This is a genomic window from Kitasatospora sp. NPDC034035, from assembly GCF_055575755.1.
Genome location: NZ_JBVISA010000003.1, coordinates 148,553 through 166,009, shown reverse-complemented (window position 1 = coordinate 166,009; position 17,457 = coordinate 148,553). Strand labels below are relative to the sequence as shown.

Genomic DNA, 17,457 nt, shown 5'->3' with positions numbered 1-17,457 from the left:
GCGTGGTCGTGGTTGTGAGTGCGGGTGCGGGCCTGGGTGTGGGTGTGGCGCGGCCGGCCCGGCCACGGGAGAGGTTCTCCCATGACCGGGCCGGCCAGGTCACGCAGACTTCTGACGTAGCGTCATTTCTGCTCGCCCAGAGCCTTGTTGAGTAGCACGATGTTGACCGCCTCGCTGCCGAGGAAGCCGAGCGAGCGGCTCTCGGTGTAGGTGTCGACCAGCCGGTTCAGCTTGTCGGCCGGGAGGTTGCGCTCCTTGGCGACCCGGTTGACCTGCTCCTTGGCGTAGGCCACGGAGATGTGCGGGTCGAGGCCGGAGCCGGAGGCGGTCAGCGCGTCGGCCGGGACGCTCGCCGGGTCGACGCCGTCGAACGCGGCGACGGCGGCGCGGCGGTCGTTGACGGCCTTCAGCAGGTCCTCGCTGTTCGGGCCCTGGTTGGAGGCGCCCGAGTTGTCGCCGGCGTAGCCGTTGGCGGCGGGGCGCGGCTGGAACCACTTCGGGTCCGGCTTGGCCTCCTCCTTCGGGTCGTCCGGGTTGGCCTTGGGCAGGTTGAAGTTCTGGCCGATCAGGCTGGAGCCGACTTCCTTGCCGTCGGACGTCACGATCGAGCCGTTGGCCTTGTCGCTGAACGCGACCTGGGAGATCCCGGTGACCAGCAGCGGGTAGGCGACTCCGAGGATCACGGTCAGCACGAGGAGCACGCGCAGCGCGGTGAAGTGGGTCCGCACGGCGGCGGGCAGGGGCTTGGACATGGTGGTGGACTCCTCTCTCAGCTGAGGCCGGGGATGAACTGGACGAGCAGGTCGATCAGCTTGATGCCGACGAACGGGACCACCAGACCGCCGAAGCCGTAGATCCCGATGTTGCGGCGCAGTAGCGAACTGGCGTCGGAAGGCCGGTACTTGACGCCGCGCAGGGCGAGCGGGATGAGGCCGATGATGACCAGGGCGTTGAAGATGATCGCCGAGGTGATCGCGGACTGGGGGCTGTGCAGGTCCATGATGTTGAGGTGGCTCAGGCCCGGGTAGACGCCGGCGAACATCGCGGGGATGATCGCGAAGTACTTGGCCACGTCGTTGGCGATGGAGAAGGTGGTCAGCGCGCCGCGGGTGATCAGCAGTTGCTTGCCGATCTCCACGATCTCGATCAGCTTGGTGGGGTTGGAGTCGAGGTCGACCATGTTGCCGGCCTCTTTGGCCGCCATGGTCCCGGTGTTCATCGCGACGCCGACGTCGGCCTGGGCGAGGGCGGGGGCGTCGTTGGTGCCGTCGCCGGTCATCGCGACCAGCTTGCCGCCCTCCTGCTCCTTCTTGATCAGGGCCATCTTGTCCTCGGGCGTGGCCTCGGCGAGGAAGTCGTCGACGCCGGCCTCCTCCGCGATCGCCTTGGCGGTCAGCGGGTTGTCGCCCGTGATCATGACGGTCTTGATGCCCATCCGGCGCAGCTCGTCGAAGCGTTCCCGCATGCCCTCCTTGACCACGTCCTTGAGGTGGATGACCCCGAGGACGCGGGCGGGCTCCTCACCGATCCTGGTGGCCACCACCAGCGGGGTGCCACCTGCGGCCGAGATCCCGTCGACGAGCGTGGAGACCTCGTCGCCGACCCGGCCGCCGTTGTCGGCGACCCAGGTGGAGACGGCGGCGGCGGCGCCCTTGCGGACCTGGTGGACCCCGTCGGCCTCGTCGAGGTCGACGCCCGACATGCGGGTCTGGGCGGTGAACGGGACCCAGGTGGCGTGGGTCAACTCGCCCTGGGCGCGGGCCCGCAGGCCGTACTCGGTCTTGGCGAGGACCACGATCGAGCGGCCCTCGGGGGTCTCGTCCGCCAGCGAGGAGAGCTGGGCCGCACTGGCCAGTTCGTCCGTGGAGACACCGCTCACCGCGAGGAACTCGGCGGCCTGGCGGTTGCCCAGGGTGATGGTGCCGGTCTTGTCGAGCAGCAGGGTGTTGACGTCGCCGGCGGCCTCGACGGCGCGGCCGGACATCGCCAGCACGTTGCGCTGGACCAGCCGGTCCATGCCCGCGATGCCGATCGCGGAGAGCAGCGCGCCGATCGTGGTCGGGATGAGCGCCACGATCAGGGCGACCAGCACGATCATCGACTGCGGGGCGCCCGCGTAGGTGGCCATCGGCTGGAGCGTGACGACCGCGACCAGGAAGACGATGGTCAGCGAGGCCAGCAGGATGTTGAGCGCGATCTCGTTCGGCGTCTTCTGCCGGGCGGCGCCCTCGACCAGGGCGATCATCCGGTCGATGAACGACTTGCCGGGCTCCGAGGCGATCTTCACCACGATCCGGTCGGACAGCACCTTGGTGCCGCCGGTCACGGCGGAGCGGTCGCCGCCGGACTCGCGGATGACCGGCGCGGACTCACCGGTGATCGCCGACTCGTCCACCGAGGCGACACCCTCGACGACGTCACCGTCGCCGGGGATGACCTGGCCGGCCTCGACCACCACGTGGTCGCCGAGCTGGAGCGCGGTGCCGGGGACTTCTTCCTCGTCCTGCGTGGCGGGCCAGTTGGTGAGCCGGCGGGCGACGCTCTCGGTCTTGGTCTTGCGCAGGGTGTCGGCCTGGGCTTTCCCGCGGCCCTCGGCGACGGCTTCCGCCAGGTTGGCGAAGACCGTGGTGAGCCAGAGCCAGACCGTGATCGTCCAGGCGAACACGGACGGGCTGGCGATCGCGGAGATCGTGGTGACGACCGAGCCCACCTCGACCACGAACATCACCGGATTCTTGACCATCACCCGGGGATCGAGCTTCCTCACCGCGTCCGGCAGGGACGCGACGATCAGCTTCGGGTCGAGGAGGCCGCTCTGCACTCTGTGCGGCGCGGCGGGCACGGCCTCGGTGTCGGCCGGTACGGGGTTGAGCGTGGGGGTGGACATCAGGAGGTGAGACCTTCCGCGATCGGCCCGAGAGCCAGGGCCGGGAAGTAGGTGAGGCCGACGACGATCAGGATCACGCCCGACAGCAGGCCCACGAACAGCGGCTTGTGGGTGGGCAGGGTGCCCGGGGTGGCCGGGACCGGCTGCTGCTGCGCGAGCGAGCCCGCCAGCGCCAGGACGAAGACGATCGGCAGCAGCCGGCCGAAGATCATCGCCAGTCCGAGCGCGGTGTCGTACCAGTCGGTGTTCACGGTGATGCCGCCGAAGGCCGAGCCGTTGTTGTTGGCGGCCGAGGTGAACGCGTACAGCACCTCGGAGAAGCCGTGGGCGCCCGAGTTGAGCATCCCGGCCCGCTCACCCGGCAGGGCCATCGCCACACCCGTGCCGATCAGCACGATCGTCGGCGTGGTGAGGATGTACAGCGAGGCGAACTTCATCTCCCGGCCGCCGAGCTTCTTGCCCAGGTACTCGGGGGTGCGCCCGACCATCAGGCCCGCGACGAACACCGCGACGATCGCCAGCACGAGCATGCCGTACAGGCCGGAGCCGGTGCCGCCGGGCGCGATCTCGCCCAGCATCATGTCGAAGACCGTCAACCCGCCGCCGAACGGCGTGTACGAGTCGTGGAAGGAGTTCACCGCACCGGTCGAGGTCAGCGTGGTCGACGCGGCGAACAGCGAGCTGGCGGCGATACCGAACCGCTGCTCCTTGCCCTCCATCGCGGCGCCCGCGGCCTGTAGGGCGCTGCCCTGGTGCTGCGACTCGGCGAGGGTCAGCAGGGCGGTCGACGCCACCCAGAAGAGACCCATCACCGCGACGATCGCGTAGCCCTGGCGGTTGTCGCCGACCATTCGGCCGAAGGTTCGGGGCAGCGCGAACGGGATCACCAGCAGCAGGAAGACCTCGACCAGGTTGGAGAAGCCGGTGGGGTTCTCGAACGGGTGCGCCGAGTTGGCGTTGAAGAAGCCGCCGCCGTTGGTGCCGAGCAGCTTGATGGCCTCCTGGGAGGCCACCGGGCCGCCAGGGATCTTCTGCACCTCGCCGCTGAGCGTGGTCACCTCGTGGAAGCCGTGGAAGTTCTGGATCACCCCGGAGGCGGCCAGGACCAGGGCGAACACGATCGAGATCGGCAGCAGCAGCCGCAGGTTGATCCGGACCAGGTCCACCCAGAAGTTGCCGACCCGGTCGGTGCGGTTGCGGGTGAAGCCCCGGATCAGCGCGGCCACCACCGCGATGCCGACGGCCGCCGAAACGAAGTTCTGCACCGCCAGGCCCGTCATCTGCACCAGGTGGCCCATCGCGGACTCACCCGCGTAGGACTGCCAGTTGGTGTTGGCGACGAACGAGATCGCGGTGTTCCAGGCCTGGTGGCCCTCCATCTGCGGCACGCCCAGGCTCAGCAGCAGGTAGCCCTGGAGCCGGATCAGGCCGTACAGGAACAGGACGGAGACGGCCGAGAAGGCCAGCACCGAACGCAGGTACACCGGCCACCGCTGATCGGCGTCGCCGTCGACCCCGATCACCCTGTAGATGCCGCGCTCGACTCCGAGGTGCTTGGAGGTGGTGAGCAGTTTGGCGATGTAGTCGCCCAGGGGGCGGTAGCACAGGGCCAGCGCGCCGACGAGGGCGAGGGCCTGCAGCCAGCCCGCGAGAGTGGATCCCATGTCAGAACTTCTCCGGGAAGATCAGCGCCACGACGAGATAGCCGACGAGCGCGACAGCCACGACCAGACCAGCGATGTTCTCGGCACTCACAGCTTCTCCACCCCCCGCGCGATCAGGGCGATGACGGCGAACACGGCGACCGTGACACCGACGTAGATGAGATCGGACATGGGCTCCACCAGCGTGGTTCGGGAGATGCCGCGACCTGGCCGTACGGCTCGCGCGGCGCCGGCGGACGACCGGCAGATGCAGCAAACCAGCCGTCAGAGGCGCGTTATCGAGCCCTGACGCCCTCCATACGGGTGACCGCGCCACGTTGACGGGACCTTGACGCGAATGGGTGGTGGGACGGCGAACGGGTGGTGGGGCGGTGTGCAGGTGATGGGACGGCAAACGGGTGGTGGGACGGTGTGCAGGTGGGACGGCGAACAGGTGGGACGGCGAACAGGTGGGACGGCGAACGGCCCCGGGCGGCAGGCTGCCGCCCGGGGCCGTTCACGCGGGTCTCCCCCGGTCACATCCGCATCCGCAGCCGGCAGACCACCGCGTCGGTGTGCCGGCGCAGGGCGCGGTCGATCACGGCACCGCGCCGGTTCTGCAGCGCCCGCTGGAACCAGCGGGCGGGCTCGACCTCGGGGATCAGCACGGTCAGCCGGTCGTAGACGTGCTCCGCCCCGAGCTCGTTGACGAAGTCGGCGATCGGCCGGCCCAGCCGCCGGCGGCCGTCCGGGATCTCCACCAGCGGCACGCCCGGCTGCCACAGCTCCCAGTCCCGGCGCAGCGCCTCGGCCGCGGTCGGCTCGTGCACGACGGTCACCGCCATCACCTCGTCGCCGAGCGAGAGCGCCGCCGACAGGCCGTCCCGGGTGAGCCGGGTGATCGCGGTCACCGGGACGATGACCAGGCTGCGCTGTCGGGTCACCGGGCCGGGTACGCGGCCCAGCTCCAGCCGTTCGCCGATCCGCGCATAGCTGCGGTGGATCGCCTCGAACAGCACCACCAGCAGCGGCAGGGCCACCACGATGCCCCAGGCGCCCTCGGTGAACTTGGTGCCGGTGACGACCAGGGCGGCGACGCCGGTGAGCAGCGCGCCGAAGCCGTTCAGCGCGGCCTTGCCCCGCCAGCCCGCCGGGCGGTGCAGCAGCCAGTGCCGGACCATGCCGACCTGGCAGACGGTGAAGCCGACGAACACGCCGATCGAGAACAACGGCACCAGGCTGTTGACGTCCCCGCCGGAGCCGACCAGCAGCGCCGCCGACACCGCGGCCAGGAACAACACGCCGTACCGGTACACCTGGCGGTCGGCGCGCAGCGCGAACACGTGCGGCAGGTGGTTGTCCCGGGCCAGCAGGTCCATCAGCACCGGCAGCCCGCCGAAGGACGTGTTGGCGGCCAGCCCGAGCAGGACCACGGTGGCGAACTGGACGACGTAGAAGCCGGCGCCGTGGCCGAGCGAGGCGTCGGCGAGTTGGGCGAGCACGGTGACGCCCTCGACCGGCTGGAGGTGGAAGCGCCCGATCAGCACGGCCAGGCCGATCAGCATCACGCCGAGCAGGGCGCCGAGCACGACCTCGGTGTGCTGCGCCCGCTTCACTCGCGGGGCGCGGAAGGAGGGGACGGCGTTGGCCACCGCCTCCACCCCGGTCAGCGCCGAACAGCCCGCCGCGAAGGCCTTGAGCAGTAGCAGCGCACCGACCGTGGTGGCGTTCCCGGCCAGCGCCGAGGCGTGCCCGGCGGCCGCCGCGGTGCTCGCCGGGCCGTCCCGGAACAGACCGACCACGATGATCGCCAGGATCGCGAGGACGAAGACCGCCGTCGGCGCCATGAACCAGCGCGCCGACTCGGCGATCCCCCGCAGGTTCACCGCGGTCACCAGGGCCAGCACACCCAGACAGAGCCAGACCCGCTGGCCGTACAGGCCCGGTACGGCCGAGGTCAGCGCGGCCACGCCCGCGGTCACCGAGACCGCGACGTTCAGGATGTAGTCGATCACCAGCGAGGCGGCCGCGGTCAGCGCCGTCCGGCGGCCCAGGTGCGCCTTGGCCACCGCGTAGGAGCCGCCGCCGTCCGGGAACGCCGCGATCACCTGCCGGTAGGAGGCGACCAGCACCGCCAGCAGGACGGCGATCGCCGCGGTGACCGGCAGCGTGAAGCCCAGCCCGTACGCGCCGGCGGCCGCCAGCACCAGCACGATCGACTCCGGCCCGTACGCCACCGAGGCCATCGCGTCCAGCGACAGCGCCGCCAGTCCGCCGAGCGCGCTGAGCCGGTGCCGCTCGTCGCCCGCGCCGGTATCCGGCGGCTCGGGTTCGGCCGTGACGGCCGGGGTGGTGGTGGCGCTGGACATCGGACGGAACCTCCGCGGTCGGTAGTTGCTCCGATCCTGCGGTCCGTGCGCCCGGCGCCTCCCCGGCCCTACGCGTTCCTGACGCGGCCACGAGCAGCTTTGACGGGCCCTTGACGCGCCCGCCGTCCTGCGTGGAGGGGCTGTTGGCGGGGGTGGGCGAGCCGTTTGTCCCGGCGGGCGCCGGTTGGGAAGACGATCAGCTCAGTCGAAGGACTCCCACCCCCGGGCCCCCACTCTGCTGCCTGACTCACGCAATTGCAAGCAATGTGCAAGAGCTGGGCCCGTCGGCATCCGGGCACGACAAAACAGCCCCTGATCTGCGTTTCCGCAGATCAGGGGCTGTTCTCTATCCTGTGGCTGGTGCAGGGTTCGAACCTGCGTAGCTTACGCGGCAGATTTACAGTCTGCTCCCTTTGGCCGCTCGGGCAACCAGCCAGGATTTTTGCCTTCCGGGGTGTTCGCCCCGTTCGACTTGGTAAACCATACCCGATGCCGGGGGGTGGTTCGCCACTCGATAGGCCTCGCGATGAGGCACGCGATGAGGCACGCGATGATCAAGGATCGCCACGTGCTCGCCGCGGGCGAGGGCGGGGCGGCGCTGGATAGGCTGGGGCGGCGGGCGTCCGGTGGGGCAGCCCTTGTCAGTGCAGCCAGAGCATCAAGGAGACCAACACCCATGGCCGACTCCAGTTTCGACATCGTCTCGAAGGTCGAGTGGCAGGAGGTCGACAACGCGATCAACCAGACCTCCCGTGAGATCGCGACGCGCTTCGACTTCAAGGGCGTGGGCGGCGAGATCAGCCGCTCCGGCGAAAAGATCGAGATGAAGGCCAACGGCGAGGAGCGCGTGCGCGCCATCCTCGACGTGCTGCAGACGAAGTTCGTCAAGCGCGGCCTGTCGCTGAAGGCTCTGGACGCCGCCGAGCCTCAGCTCTCCGGCAAGGAGTACAAGATCTTCGCCAACATCAAGGAAGGCATCACCACGGAGGACGCGAAGAAGGTCGCGAAGATCATCCGTGACGAAGGCCCGAAGGGCGTCAAGGCGCAGGTTCAGGGCGACGAACTGCGCGTCAGCTCGAAGAGCCGCGACGACCTCCAGGCCGTGCAGAACCTGCTCAAGAGCAAGGACCTGGACTTCGCGATCCAGTACGTGAACTACCGCTGATCGCGAACCGCCGCCAGCCACTGGCCTCCGGTCGGCGGGACGAACGGCACGGCCCCGCTCCCCGGTATTTGGGAGCGGGGCCGTTCGTGCCTGCCTCACACGGTCGGGCAGTCGTCCGAACGCAGCCACCGCACGTACGCCGAACCGCGCGCGCCGGCTCAGTCGGCCCCGGCCCAGCTCCCGGTGCTGCGGTGCGCGCCCAGGCCGACCGAGTCGAACTCGTCGACCCGGCCCTCGTCGGTGCGCGCGCCGATCCGCCGCAGGGCTCGGGAGATCGGGAGGCCCTCGGGCGGCTCGGGCTCGAACTCGCCGACGGTGAGCGGGCCGAGGACGATCCGGCCGTTCTCCCAGACCGCGGCGCACTGGGTGCCGCTGCCGCCGAAGTACTCGGCCTCGACGCAGGCGATCGGGCCGGCCTTCGACCAGGCGGCGAGCCGGAGTTCGAAGCCGTCCGCGTACCGGCCGAACCCGGCCCAGCCGGCGGGCTTCCGCACGCTGCCGTCGCCCTGGAGCGCGGTGAGGACGGCGGAGGTGACCGGGATCAGGGCCAGCCCCTGTGCCAGGGGCACCACCCGGGCCGCCGGGACCTCCGCCGCCGCCACCCTCAGCAGCTCCAATGTTCCTATCAGCGCTTGGAGTTCGTAGGCCATGCCGGCCATGGTGTCCCACCGCACTGACAGTCGGCCCGGAATTTATGATTCCGTGCCCAGTCGGAGACCGTAGAGCAGACTGAGCACCGTCAAGCACCGGGCCTCGGCCGCGAACGCCCCGGCGTCGGCGGCCGGTCACCCACTCGGGTGCGTGCCGCATGCGGCGGCCCCGGCACCCGGGTGGACTGGCCGGGTACGGCCCGCCCCGGGGCCCTCCCCCGACTCCCGCGCCGCGGCCGGCACCGGGTGCCGGACGCCCGCCGAGCGGGTCGCCGCCGCCTTCACCGCGGCCGGCCTGCACGACGTCCGCCTGGAGCTTCGCCAACTCGAGGAGGTCTTGAGGGAGTTCGAGGAGTATGGAGTTCCGGCAGAGCCCGTCCGCCCCCAGAGGGAGAACCCGTGCCCCGACCCTTCACCGTCGAGGACTACACCGCCCGGATGGTTCGGGCCGGCGCCGAGGCGACCGCCGCCGGGCTGGCCGGCCTGGTCGTCGCCGCCGGCCCCGACCTGGCCTACCTGTGCGGCTACACGCCGACCGCGATCACCGAGCGGCTGACCACCCTCGTCCTCACCGTCGGGCGCGAACCCACCCTGGTCGTCCCCACGTTGGAGCGCCCGGACGCCGAGAAGGCGGTCGGCGCCAAGGCCGTCCGGCTGCTCGACTGGTCCGACGGCGAGGACCCGTTCGCCACCGCCGGTCCACTGCTCGACCCGGCCGGGCGCTACGGCGTCTCCGACAACGCCTGGGCCATGCACCTGCTCGGCTTCCAGGCCGCGCTGCCCGGCGCCTCGTTCACCTCGCTCACCGAGACCCTGCCGATGCTGCGCGCGGTCAAGGACACCGAGGAGCTGGAGCGCCTGGCTTCGGCCGGCGGCGCGGCGGACGCCGCCTACCGCAGGATCCTGGAGGCAGCCTTCGCCGGCCGCCGGGAGACCGACGTGGCCGGCGACCTCGGCGCGCTGCTCATCCAGTACGGGCACAGCCAGGTCGACTTCACGGTGGTCGGCTCCGGCCCCAACGGCGCCGATCCGCACCACGAGGCCGGCGACCGGGTCATCCGAACGGGTGACACCGTGGTGTTGGACTTCGGCGGCCTCAAGGACGGCTACGGCTCCGACACCACTCGGACGGTGCACGTCGGCACGGACGTCCCGGCGGAGGTGCGGAAGGTCCACGACCTGGTCCGGCTCGCCCAGCAGACCGCCTTCGAGGCGGTCCGCCCCGGGGTGAGCTGCCAGGAGATCGACCGGATCGCCCGCCGGGTGATCACCGACGGCGGCTACGGCGAGTACTTCATCCACCGCACCGGCCACGGCATCGGTACGACCACGCACGAACCGCCGTACCTGGTCGAAGGCGAGGAGCAGCCGCTGGTGCCCGGGATGTGCTTCTCGATCGAGCCCGGGGTCTACCTGCCCGGCCGGTTCGGGGTGCGGATCGAGGACATCGTCACCGTCACCCCGACCGGCGGCCGCCGTTTCAACAACACCCCGCACGAGCTGGGCATCGTGGCATGAGCGCGATGCCCGGCACGGCGCCGACCGCGAGGTGGGCCGCGGTACCGACCGCGGTACCGACCGCGAGCTCGGCAGCGAGGCCGGCAGCGGCGCTGACCGGATCCGACGTTCTTACGATCCGGTCATACTTCATCCAGAGTCCTCCAAGTTTCGATTGCTAGTTTCGGTGCGCATGACCAAGACCCTCCGCCCCGCCCCGCCCCCCGTGCGGGCCGAACAACCGCGCCCGGTGCCTCCACCCCGCCCCCGCGTGACGGGCTGGTCGAGACTCCGGTTCCTGGCGTGGCCGCTCTACCTGACCGGCCTCCTCTGGTTCCTGAGCGCCGAGGGCATCCCGGCCGCCAACGACGTGCTGTTCCTCTGGCTGATCGGCGCCCTGCTGACCGCCGCCGTGCACAGCGGGCACGGCCCCCGCGGCTTCCTCCTGGTGCTGCGCGACTGGGTGCCGGTGATGGCCGTGGTCTGGGCGTACTCGCTGCTGCGCGGCTACGGCGCGCACACCCCGTGGGCCCCCCACTGGCTGCCACAACTGCGCTTCGACGAGGCCCTCGGCTTCGGCGAGACCTGGACGGTCCGGCTCCAGCACGCCCTCTACACCCCCGGTTCGCCGCACTGGTACGACTACGCGGCGATCGGCGTCTACCTCTCGCACTTCTTCGTCGTCTTCCTGCTGCTCGCCGCGCTCTGGCGACGCGCGCACCACCGGTTCCGACAGTTGCTCGCCTGCTACCTGACCCTCACCTTCGCGGGCTTCGCCACCTACCTGCTCTTCCCGGCCGACCCGCCGTGGCTGGTCGCCCAGGACGGCAACCTGCCGCACGTGACCCGGGTGGTCTGGGAGGTCATCTCGGTGAGCGGGCTGCCGCAGGCCGACTCGCTGCTGGAGAACGGCAGCCAGTTCGCCAACGACGTCGCCGCGATGCCCTCGCTGCACTCCGCCTACCCGGCGATGCTGCTGTTCTTCTTCTGGCCCACCGTCCGGCCCTGGCTGCGGGCGGTGCTGGTCGCCTATCCGCTCGCGATGACGTTCACCCTGGTCTACGGCGCGGAGCACTTCATCATCGACGTCTTCGTCGGCTGGGCGTACGCGGCCGCGGTGGTCTTCGGCCTGCGGTGGCTGCGCTGCCGCCGTACGGCGCCGGCGGAGGGCACGGCACACTTGGCCGGGTGAAGCCGCACACGCCGATGAAGCCCACCGCCGAACAGCTGCTGGCCGCCAAGGACACCACCATCCCGGACATCACCGGGCCCGGGCTGCGGGTGCTGTTCTGCGGCATCAACCCGGGCCTGTGGTCCGGCGCCACCGGACACCACTTCGCCCGGCCCGGCAACCGCTTCTGGCCCGCGCTGCACCGCTCCGGCTTCACCGGGCGCCAGTACCGGCCGGACGAGCAGGAGCAGCTGCTCGCGCTCGGCCTGGGGATCACCAACGTCGCCCCGCGCACCACCGCCAAGGCGGACGAGCTGACCGCCGAGGAACTGCGCGAGGGCGGTGCCGCGCTCCGCGACCGGGTGCGGCGGCTGCGCCCGCGGGCCCTGGCCGTCCTCGGCATCGGCGCCTACCGGACGGCCTTCGGGCAGCGACGGGCCGCGATCGGCCGCCAGCCCGAGGGCATCGGCGACACCGAGGTGTGGGTACTGCCCAACCCCAGCGGCCTCAACGCGCACTACACCCTGGACGCGTTGGCCGGGGAGTTCCGCAAGCTCAGGGAGGCCGTCGAAGCCATCGAGGGCGGCGGGGTCGGCGGGGGCGGCGAGGGCGGCGGGGGCGAAGGGGACGCGGCAGCCGTCGAGGGCTGAGCCGCCGTCGCGGGCTGGGCGGCTGCCGAGGGCCGGGCGGAGGTGAGCCCCGCCGGCAGCGGGACCTCGCGCAGCTCGCGGATCAGCGCCCGGACGGCGGCCGCCCCGGCCAGCTCGGGCGTGGTGACGTACCCGACGAAGCGGCTGGGCGGGCGCGGCCCGAGGTCGGTCACGGCGAGGCCGGCCGGGGCGCCGAGCAGCGCCGTCCGGGGCATGATCGCCATGCCGATGCCCTGGGCGACCAGCGAGAGGGCGACCGTGTCGTCCTCCACGTCCACGGTCGCGGGCGGGATCCAGTCCTGCCGCTGCCACCAGTCCCGGGTGTACGAGCCGCAGTTCTCGTCCCAGTCGACCAGCGGGAGCTCGCGCGGCGCCGGGTGGCCCTGCGGATGCGCGAGCGCGTACGTCTCCTCGTACAGGCGCGCCGCGACCAGGCCCGGGACGGGCGGCGGGCCGCTTGCGTCCAGGGTGGCGAGCCCGAGGTCGGCGCGGCCGTCGGCGACCTCCCCGGCGGTGCCGCGGCCGATCTCCCGGACGATCCGGACGTGCGTGCCGAGCCCGGGGTGGCGCTCGGCTAGCCGGGCCAGGACGGGCGGCAGCAGGTGGGCGGCGGCGCTGCGGAAGGCGGCGATCCGCAGCGTGCCGGTCAGCGGCCCCTCCGTTCCGGCACCGCGCACGTCGGGACCCATGGCGTCCAGCAGCCGCAGGATCCGGCGGGCGTACGCCAGGGCCCGGAGGCCGGCGTCGGTGGGGCGCGCGCCGTGGCGGCCGCGGTCGAACAGCACCGCGCCGAGCTTCCGCTCGCAGGCCCGCACGGCGTGCGAGACGGCGGACTGGGTGGTGTCCAGGCGGCCGGCGGCCGCCGTGAAGCTCCGCTCCTCGTCGACGGCGACGAGGGTCCGCAGCTCGTGCGGGGCGAGATCGGTCATGCGCCCGAATCTAGTCCCCGATCCATCGATCCCGTTCATGGAAGCCGCCGTTCCATCGACGTGAGCCCCTGCCCGACCGCTCCCCCGCTTCCTACGGTGATCACGTCCCGCCCGTCCTCACCCGTCCGGAGCGCCCCGATGTCCCGCCCCACCGCCCACGCCGTCCACCTGGTCTCCCGCCCCGACGGCGCGCCGACCGCCGAGAACTTCGCCTTCGTCGAGGAGGCCGTCCCGGCGCTCGCGGCGGGCGAGGCCCTCGTCGAGAACCTCTACCAGTCCGTCGACCCGTACATGCGGGAGGAGATGAACGAGGGCGGCTGGGAGCTGCACGCCCCGCTGGAGGGCCGCACCCTCGGCCGGGTGGTGGAGTCCCGGGCCGACGCCCTGCCCGTCGGGGCGCTCGTCCACCACCGCCAGGCCTGGCGCACCCACTCGGTGGTCACCGCCGAGCGGGCGAGCCTGCTGCCCGACTTCGCCGGGGTCCCGCTCAGCGCCCACCTGTCGGTGCTCGGCGGCACCGGCCTGTCCGCCTGGGTCGGCCTGACCCGGATCGCCCGGCTCCAGCCCGGCGAGACGGTGTTCGTCTCGGCGGCCGCCGGCGGCGTCGGCACCGCCACCGGACAGCTCGCCCGCCTGCTCGGTGCCGGACGGATCGTCGGCAGCACCGGCTCCGCCGCCAAGGCCGCCCGCCTCACCGCGCACCTCGGCTTCGACGCCGCCTTCGACTACCACGACGGCCCGATCGCGGAGCGCCTGCGCGAGGCCGCCCCCGAGGGGCTGCACGTCTACCTGGACAACGTCGGCGGCGACCACCTGGAAGCCGCCATCGGCGCCCTGCGCGACCACGGCCGGATCGCCTGGTGCGGCGCCGTCGCCCAGTACGACCGCCCGCAGGACCCGCCGGCCGCGCCGCGCAACCTCTACGACGTGGTCGGCAAGAGCCTGCGACTGGAGGGCTTCCTGGTCCGCAACCACCTCGACGCCCGGCCCGAGCTGTACGACTTCCTCGTCCCGCACCTGCGGTCGGGCGCCGTCGTCCCGGACGAGACGATCGTGGACGGCTTCGACCGCGTGGTGGACGCCTTCCTCGGCATGCTGCGCGGCGCCAACACCGGCAAGATGCTGGTCCGGATCGCCGACTGAGCCCTCCACCGACTGAGCCCTTCGGCGGGACGGACGGGCGGCAGGGCGGAGCGGCCAGGCGGCGGGGCGGACGGGCGGCGGGGCGGACGGGCGGCGGGGCGGGCCTCGGGATCACCCCGGCAGTACGGCCAGCTCGAGGGCGGCGAGCCGGGCCGGGTCGGCGACCACCTCGTAGCCGGCCACCCGGCCGTCCGCGACCGCCACCCGCAGCACCAGCCGCAGCCGCCCGGCCGGCGCGATCAGGATGCCCGGCACCCCGTCCACCAGGGCCACCGCGCCGTGGCGGGCCCGGCGGCCGAAGACCGTGGTCTCCCGGGCGACCGTCGCCGCGCCGCGGGCCACCAGGGCGCGGCCGGGCGGCAGCGCGGCCGGGTCGGCCCGGCGCACCACGTCCGGGGCCAGGACGGCCAGCAGCCCGGCCAGGTCCCCGTCCCGGGCGGCGGCCAGGAAGGCCTCCACCACCCGCCGGTGCCCGGCCAGCGGCTCCGGGGGCAGCGCGGCCGTGCCCCGCACCCGCTGCCGGGCTCGGCTGGCCAGCTTCTTGGCGGCCACCGGGGTCCGTCCGACGATCGACGCGATCTCCTCGAAGGGCACCGCGAAGCCGTCGTGCAGCACGAAGGCGACCCGCTCGGCCGGGCCCAGCCGGTCCAGCACCACGAGCAGCGCCCGGCCCACCGACTCGACCAGCAGCGCCTCCCGCTCCGGGTCCGCGCCACCGCCCGCCGCGTCCGGCAGCGCCTCGCCGGTCGGCTCCTCGCGGCGCGCGGCGCGGGCCCGCAGCAGGTCCAGGCAGATCCGGGAGACCACGGTGGTCAGCCAGCCGGGCAGGTTGTCGATCTCCGCCGGGTCGGTCCGGGCCAGCCGCAGCCAGGCCTCCTGCACGGCGTCCTCGGCCTCGCCGGTCGACCCGAGCATCCGCTGGGCGATCGCCCGCAGCCGCCCGCGCTCGGCCTCGAACCGCGCCGCCGCGCCTGCGGCCGCCGCTCCGCCGGTGATCGCGTCCCCGGCCGCCGCTCCGGTGGTAATCGCGTCCCCGGCCGGCGCTCCCTCGGTGATCGCTCCCGAAATCCCGTCCCGGTCCATCGGTCACCTTTCCTCGGCCCGGCTCGTCACCGCTATGACGATCCGTCCTCCCCCGAGGTGACCAGGAGACCACCATGACCTCCACCACGCTGCTCCACCTGGACTCCAGCATCAGCCCGGCCGGCTCGGTCAGCCGCGCCCTGACCGGCCGCTTCGCCGCCGCATGGCGCGCCCGGCACGGCAGCGCCGCCCGGCACCGCTACCGCGACCTCGCCGCCGACCCGGTGCCCGCGGTGCGCGCCGGTTACGACAGCCTCGGCCGACGGACCGAACGCAAGGGCCCGCTCCCGCCGGCGGACGTCGCCGCGCTGGTCGAGAACCCGGACGAGGCGCGCGAGTGGGCGCTCAGCCGGCCACTGATCGAGGAACTGCGGGCCGCCGGCACCCTGCTGCTCGGCAGCCCGATGTACAACTTCACCGTCTCGACCGGCCTCAAGGCGTGGATCGACCGGGTCTCCTTCCCCGGCGCCTTCCTCGACCCGGACACCGGCGGGCGGCTGCTGCGCGGCACCCCCGTGGTGGTCGTCGCGGTCCGCGGCGGCGGCTACGGGCCGGGCACCCCGCGCGAGCACTTCGACTTCCAGCTCCCGTACCTGCGGGCGTACTTCGGCAGCCTCGGAATCGCCGAGGAGAACCTGCACGTCGTCACCGCCGAGCTCACCCGGGCCGCGGACGTTCCCGCGCTGAACGGCCTGGAGCCGCTCGCCGCCGAGTCGCTGGCGGCTGCCGAGGCCGCCGTCGACGAACTGGCCGCGACGCTCTGAGCCCGGCGGCAGGTTCGTCCACTACAGCGGGGTGACGGCCTTCAGCACCAGCAGCAGGGCCACGGCGGCGTTGAGCGCGCACAGCGCCGACGCCGCCGTCCCGATCGCGGCGACCATCGCCGCCAGGCCCGCCGGGGTCTTGGCCGGCGGCCAGTTGCGGGAGGTCGGCACCGGGCCGAGCAGCGCGGCGACCCGGCGCGGCACCGGACCGGCCGCCGCGGTCGGGGCGGCGAAGGCCGCGAAGCCGGGCGCCGGGGCGGCGTGCGAGACCAGGGCCGCCCGGGCCACCGCCCGCGCGGTGATCCGGCGGTCCCCCACGGCCTGTGCCGAGTCCTCGTCCGCCCACCGCTCCGCGCTGTACGCCACCGCGTCCTGCAGTGGCCGCAGGAAGGGGTTGACGCAGGCGGCGAGCTGGGTGGTCAGCAGGTACCGGTGGTGACGGTGGCGCAGGTGCGCCCGCTCGTGGGCGAGCAGGGCCTCCCGCTCGTCCGCCGCCAGGCCGTCCAGCATCCCGGTGGACACCACCACCCGCCCGGGCGAGCCGGGCAGCGCGTAGGCGTACGGGCTGCGGTCCGGCAGCACCGCGAGGTCACCGGTCGGCCCGGGCCGCGCGGGCAGTCCGGACAGCGCCCGCCGGGCCCGGGCGCGCACCCGCAGGTGCCGGACGAGCGTCCGGGCGCAGGCGAGGCCCACCAGCGCCAGCAGCCACATCGCGGCCGTGCCGACCGTCTCGTGGTACGGCAGCGCGGCCCGCACCTCCGGGTCTGACCAGCTGTCCGGCAGCGGGTTGCCGGGGATCTGCGCGGTGCCCACCACGCCGATCAGCCCGAGGCAGAGCACGCTGCACACCGCCATCACCGCGCTGATCACGGTCATCAGCCGGGCCGCGCCGCGCGGGTGCAGGTGCTGCTCGGTCAGGCGCGCGATCGGAACCGCGGTGAGCGGCAGGATGAGCGGGAGGAAGACGAAGAAGCCCACGGGTCAGCTCTCGCGGTCGGTCGCCGCCGGATCGGCGGAGGCGGCGTCGAGCAGCGCCCGCAGCAGTTCCTCGTCGTGCGGCAGCAGCGCAGTGACGAAACTGGCCAGGACGGCGTCCCGGTCGGCCTCCCCGTCGAGCATCCGGCGCATCCGCAGCGCCGCCAGCCCGGCGGCGTCGGAGGAGGCCAGCCACAGGTAGGAGCGGCCGGAGCGGGACCGGGAGACGGCGTTCTTGGCGTGCAGCCGGGACAGGATGGTCATCACCGTGGTGTACGCCAGGTCGCCCTCCAGGCGTTCCTGGACCCACCCCGCGCTGGCCGGGCCGGGCGCCTGCTGGAGCACCGCCAGCACCTGCGCCTCCAGCTCGCCCTGGCCGCGTCGTCGGGCCGGCGCTTCCCCGGCCGCCGGGGCGTGCCTCTCGTCTGCCATGACGGCCCACTCCCTCCGGATGCCGCGCCCGGACCGACGGGCACGGCTTCATCCTAACGAGCGGAGGGCTGCTCCGAAGCGGTCAGTGCGCGGCTCCGG

The 17,457-nt window shown here is 72.8% G+C and carries 15 protein-coding genes, 1 tRNA gene and 1 pseudogene; 6 read left to right on the top strand and 11 right to left on the bottom strand.

Annotated elements, in window-relative coordinates; genetic code table 11:
* Positions 1-122: 122 nt before the first annotated feature.
* The 6 genes from kdpC to ACZ52J_RS05600 all read right to left on the bottom strand — a co-directional run bounded on the left by kdpC (position 123) and on the right by ACZ52J_RS05600 (position 7,334).
* Positions 123-752: a potassium-transporting ATPase subunit KdpC gene (gene kdpC, locus ACZ52J_RS05625; protein WP_465616102.1), complete on the bottom strand. Its 630-nt coding sequence runs from the start codon at positions 750-752 to the stop codon at positions 123-125.
* Between the two features lie 17 nt (positions 753-769).
* Complete coding sequence (gene kdpB / locus ACZ52J_RS05620; protein WP_465616100.1) at positions 770-2,887, bottom strand: potassium-transporting ATPase subunit KdpB; 2,118 nt, start codon at positions 2,885-2,887, stop codon at positions 770-772.
* Positions 2,887-4,551, bottom strand: a complete 1,665-nt coding sequence (gene kdpA, locus ACZ52J_RS05615; protein WP_465616098.1) for a potassium-transporting ATPase subunit KdpA — start codon at positions 4,549-4,551, stop codon at positions 2,887-2,889. Before kdpA ends, kdpB begins: the two co-directional genes overlap by 1 nt.
* Before the next feature lies 1 nt (position 4,552).
* Positions 4,553-4,642: a K(+)-transporting ATPase subunit F gene (gene kdpF / locus ACZ52J_RS05610; RefSeq protein ID WP_045693083.1), complete on the bottom strand. Its 90-nt coding sequence runs from the start codon at positions 4,640-4,642 to the stop codon at positions 4,553-4,555.
* Between the two features lie 424 nt (positions 4,643-5,066).
* A complete protein-coding gene (locus ACZ52J_RS05605; RefSeq protein WP_360495437.1) occupies positions 5,067-6,899 on the bottom strand; it encodes an APC family permease in 1,833 nt (610 codons plus the stop codon).
* A gap of 354 nt (positions 6,900-7,253) precedes the next feature.
* A tRNA-Tyr gene (locus ACZ52J_RS05600) sits at positions 7,254-7,334 on the bottom strand.
* A 115-nt stretch (positions 7,335-7,449) separates the two neighbouring features.
* Between ACZ52J_RS05600 and ACZ52J_RS05595 the strand changes: the two genes are divergently transcribed.
* Positions 7,450-8,064 carry a YajQ family cyclic di-GMP-binding protein gene (locus ACZ52J_RS05595; RefSeq protein WP_465616096.1) on the top strand — a complete coding sequence of 205 codons (615 nt, stop codon included), beginning with the start codon at positions 7,450-7,452 and terminating at the stop codon, positions 8,062-8,064.
* Positions 8,065-8,222: 158 nt separating this feature from the next.
* Here ACZ52J_RS05595 and ACZ52J_RS05590 read toward each other — a convergent pair whose 3' ends face one another.
* Entirely contained in the window at positions 8,223-8,714 is a 492-nt protein-coding gene (locus ACZ52J_RS05590) for a hypothetical protein (RefSeq protein ID WP_465616094.1), read from the bottom strand.
* A gap of 438 nt (positions 8,715-9,152) precedes the next feature.
* On the opposite strand from ACZ52J_RS05590, the gene ACZ52J_RS05585 reads away from it, so the two are divergent.
* The 3 genes from ACZ52J_RS05585 to mug all read left to right on the top strand — a co-directional run bounded on the left by ACZ52J_RS05585 (position 9,153) and on the right by mug (position 12,032).
* Positions 9,153-10,232, top strand: a complete 1,080-nt coding sequence (locus ACZ52J_RS05585; RefSeq protein ID WP_465616368.1) for a M24 family metallopeptidase — start codon at positions 9,153-9,155, stop codon at positions 10,230-10,232.
* A 172-nt stretch (positions 10,233-10,404) separates the two neighbouring features.
* A complete protein-coding gene (locus tag ACZ52J_RS05580) occupies positions 10,405-11,403 on the top strand; it encodes a phosphatase PAP2 family protein (protein ID WP_465616092.1) in 999 nt (332 codons plus the stop codon).
* A gap of 14 nt (positions 11,404-11,417) precedes the next feature.
* Complete coding sequence (gene mug, locus ACZ52J_RS05575) at positions 11,418-12,032, top strand: G/U mismatch-specific DNA glycosylase (RefSeq protein ID WP_465616366.1); 615 nt, start codon at positions 11,418-11,420, stop codon at positions 12,030-12,032.
* Between the two features lie 74 nt (positions 12,033-12,106).
* Here the strand turns inward: mug and ACZ52J_RS05570 are convergent.
* Positions 12,107-12,961: pseudogene (locus ACZ52J_RS05570) on the bottom strand (LysR family transcriptional regulator); the annotation flags it as partial.
* 138 nt (positions 12,962-13,099) lie between these two features.
* Between ACZ52J_RS05570 and ACZ52J_RS05565 the strand changes: the two are divergent.
* A complete protein-coding gene (locus tag ACZ52J_RS05565) occupies positions 13,100-14,104 on the top strand; it encodes an NADP-dependent oxidoreductase (RefSeq protein WP_465616090.1) in 1,005 nt (334 codons plus the stop codon).
* Between the two features lie 111 nt (positions 14,105-14,215).
* Here ACZ52J_RS05565 and ACZ52J_RS05560 read toward each other — a convergent pair whose 3' ends face one another.
* Entirely contained in the window at positions 14,216-15,187 is a 972-nt protein-coding gene (locus tag ACZ52J_RS05560) for a sigma-70 family RNA polymerase sigma factor (RefSeq protein WP_465616088.1), read from the bottom strand.
* 74 nt (positions 15,188-15,261) lie between these two features.
* On the opposite strand from ACZ52J_RS05560, the gene ACZ52J_RS05555 reads away from it, so the two are divergent.
* Positions 15,262-15,951, top strand: a complete 690-nt coding sequence (locus ACZ52J_RS05555) for an FMN-dependent NADH-azoreductase (protein ID WP_465616086.1) — start codon at positions 15,262-15,264, stop codon at positions 15,949-15,951.
* Positions 15,952-15,972: 21 nt separating this feature from the next.
* Here the strand turns inward: ACZ52J_RS05555 and ACZ52J_RS05550 are convergent, their stop codons facing one another.
* Complete coding sequence (locus tag ACZ52J_RS05550; RefSeq protein WP_360495460.1) at positions 15,973-16,929, bottom strand: M48 family metalloprotease; 957 nt, start codon at positions 16,927-16,929, stop codon at positions 15,973-15,975.
* A 3-nt stretch (positions 16,930-16,932) separates the two neighbouring features.
* The gene (locus ACZ52J_RS05545; protein WP_360495463.1) at positions 16,933-17,358 is read right to left on the bottom strand and encodes a BlaI/MecI/CopY family transcriptional regulator; all 426 of its coding nucleotides are present in this window, start codon (positions 17,356-17,358) and stop codon (positions 16,933-16,935) included.
* Positions 17,359-17,457 lie beyond the last annotated feature (99 nt).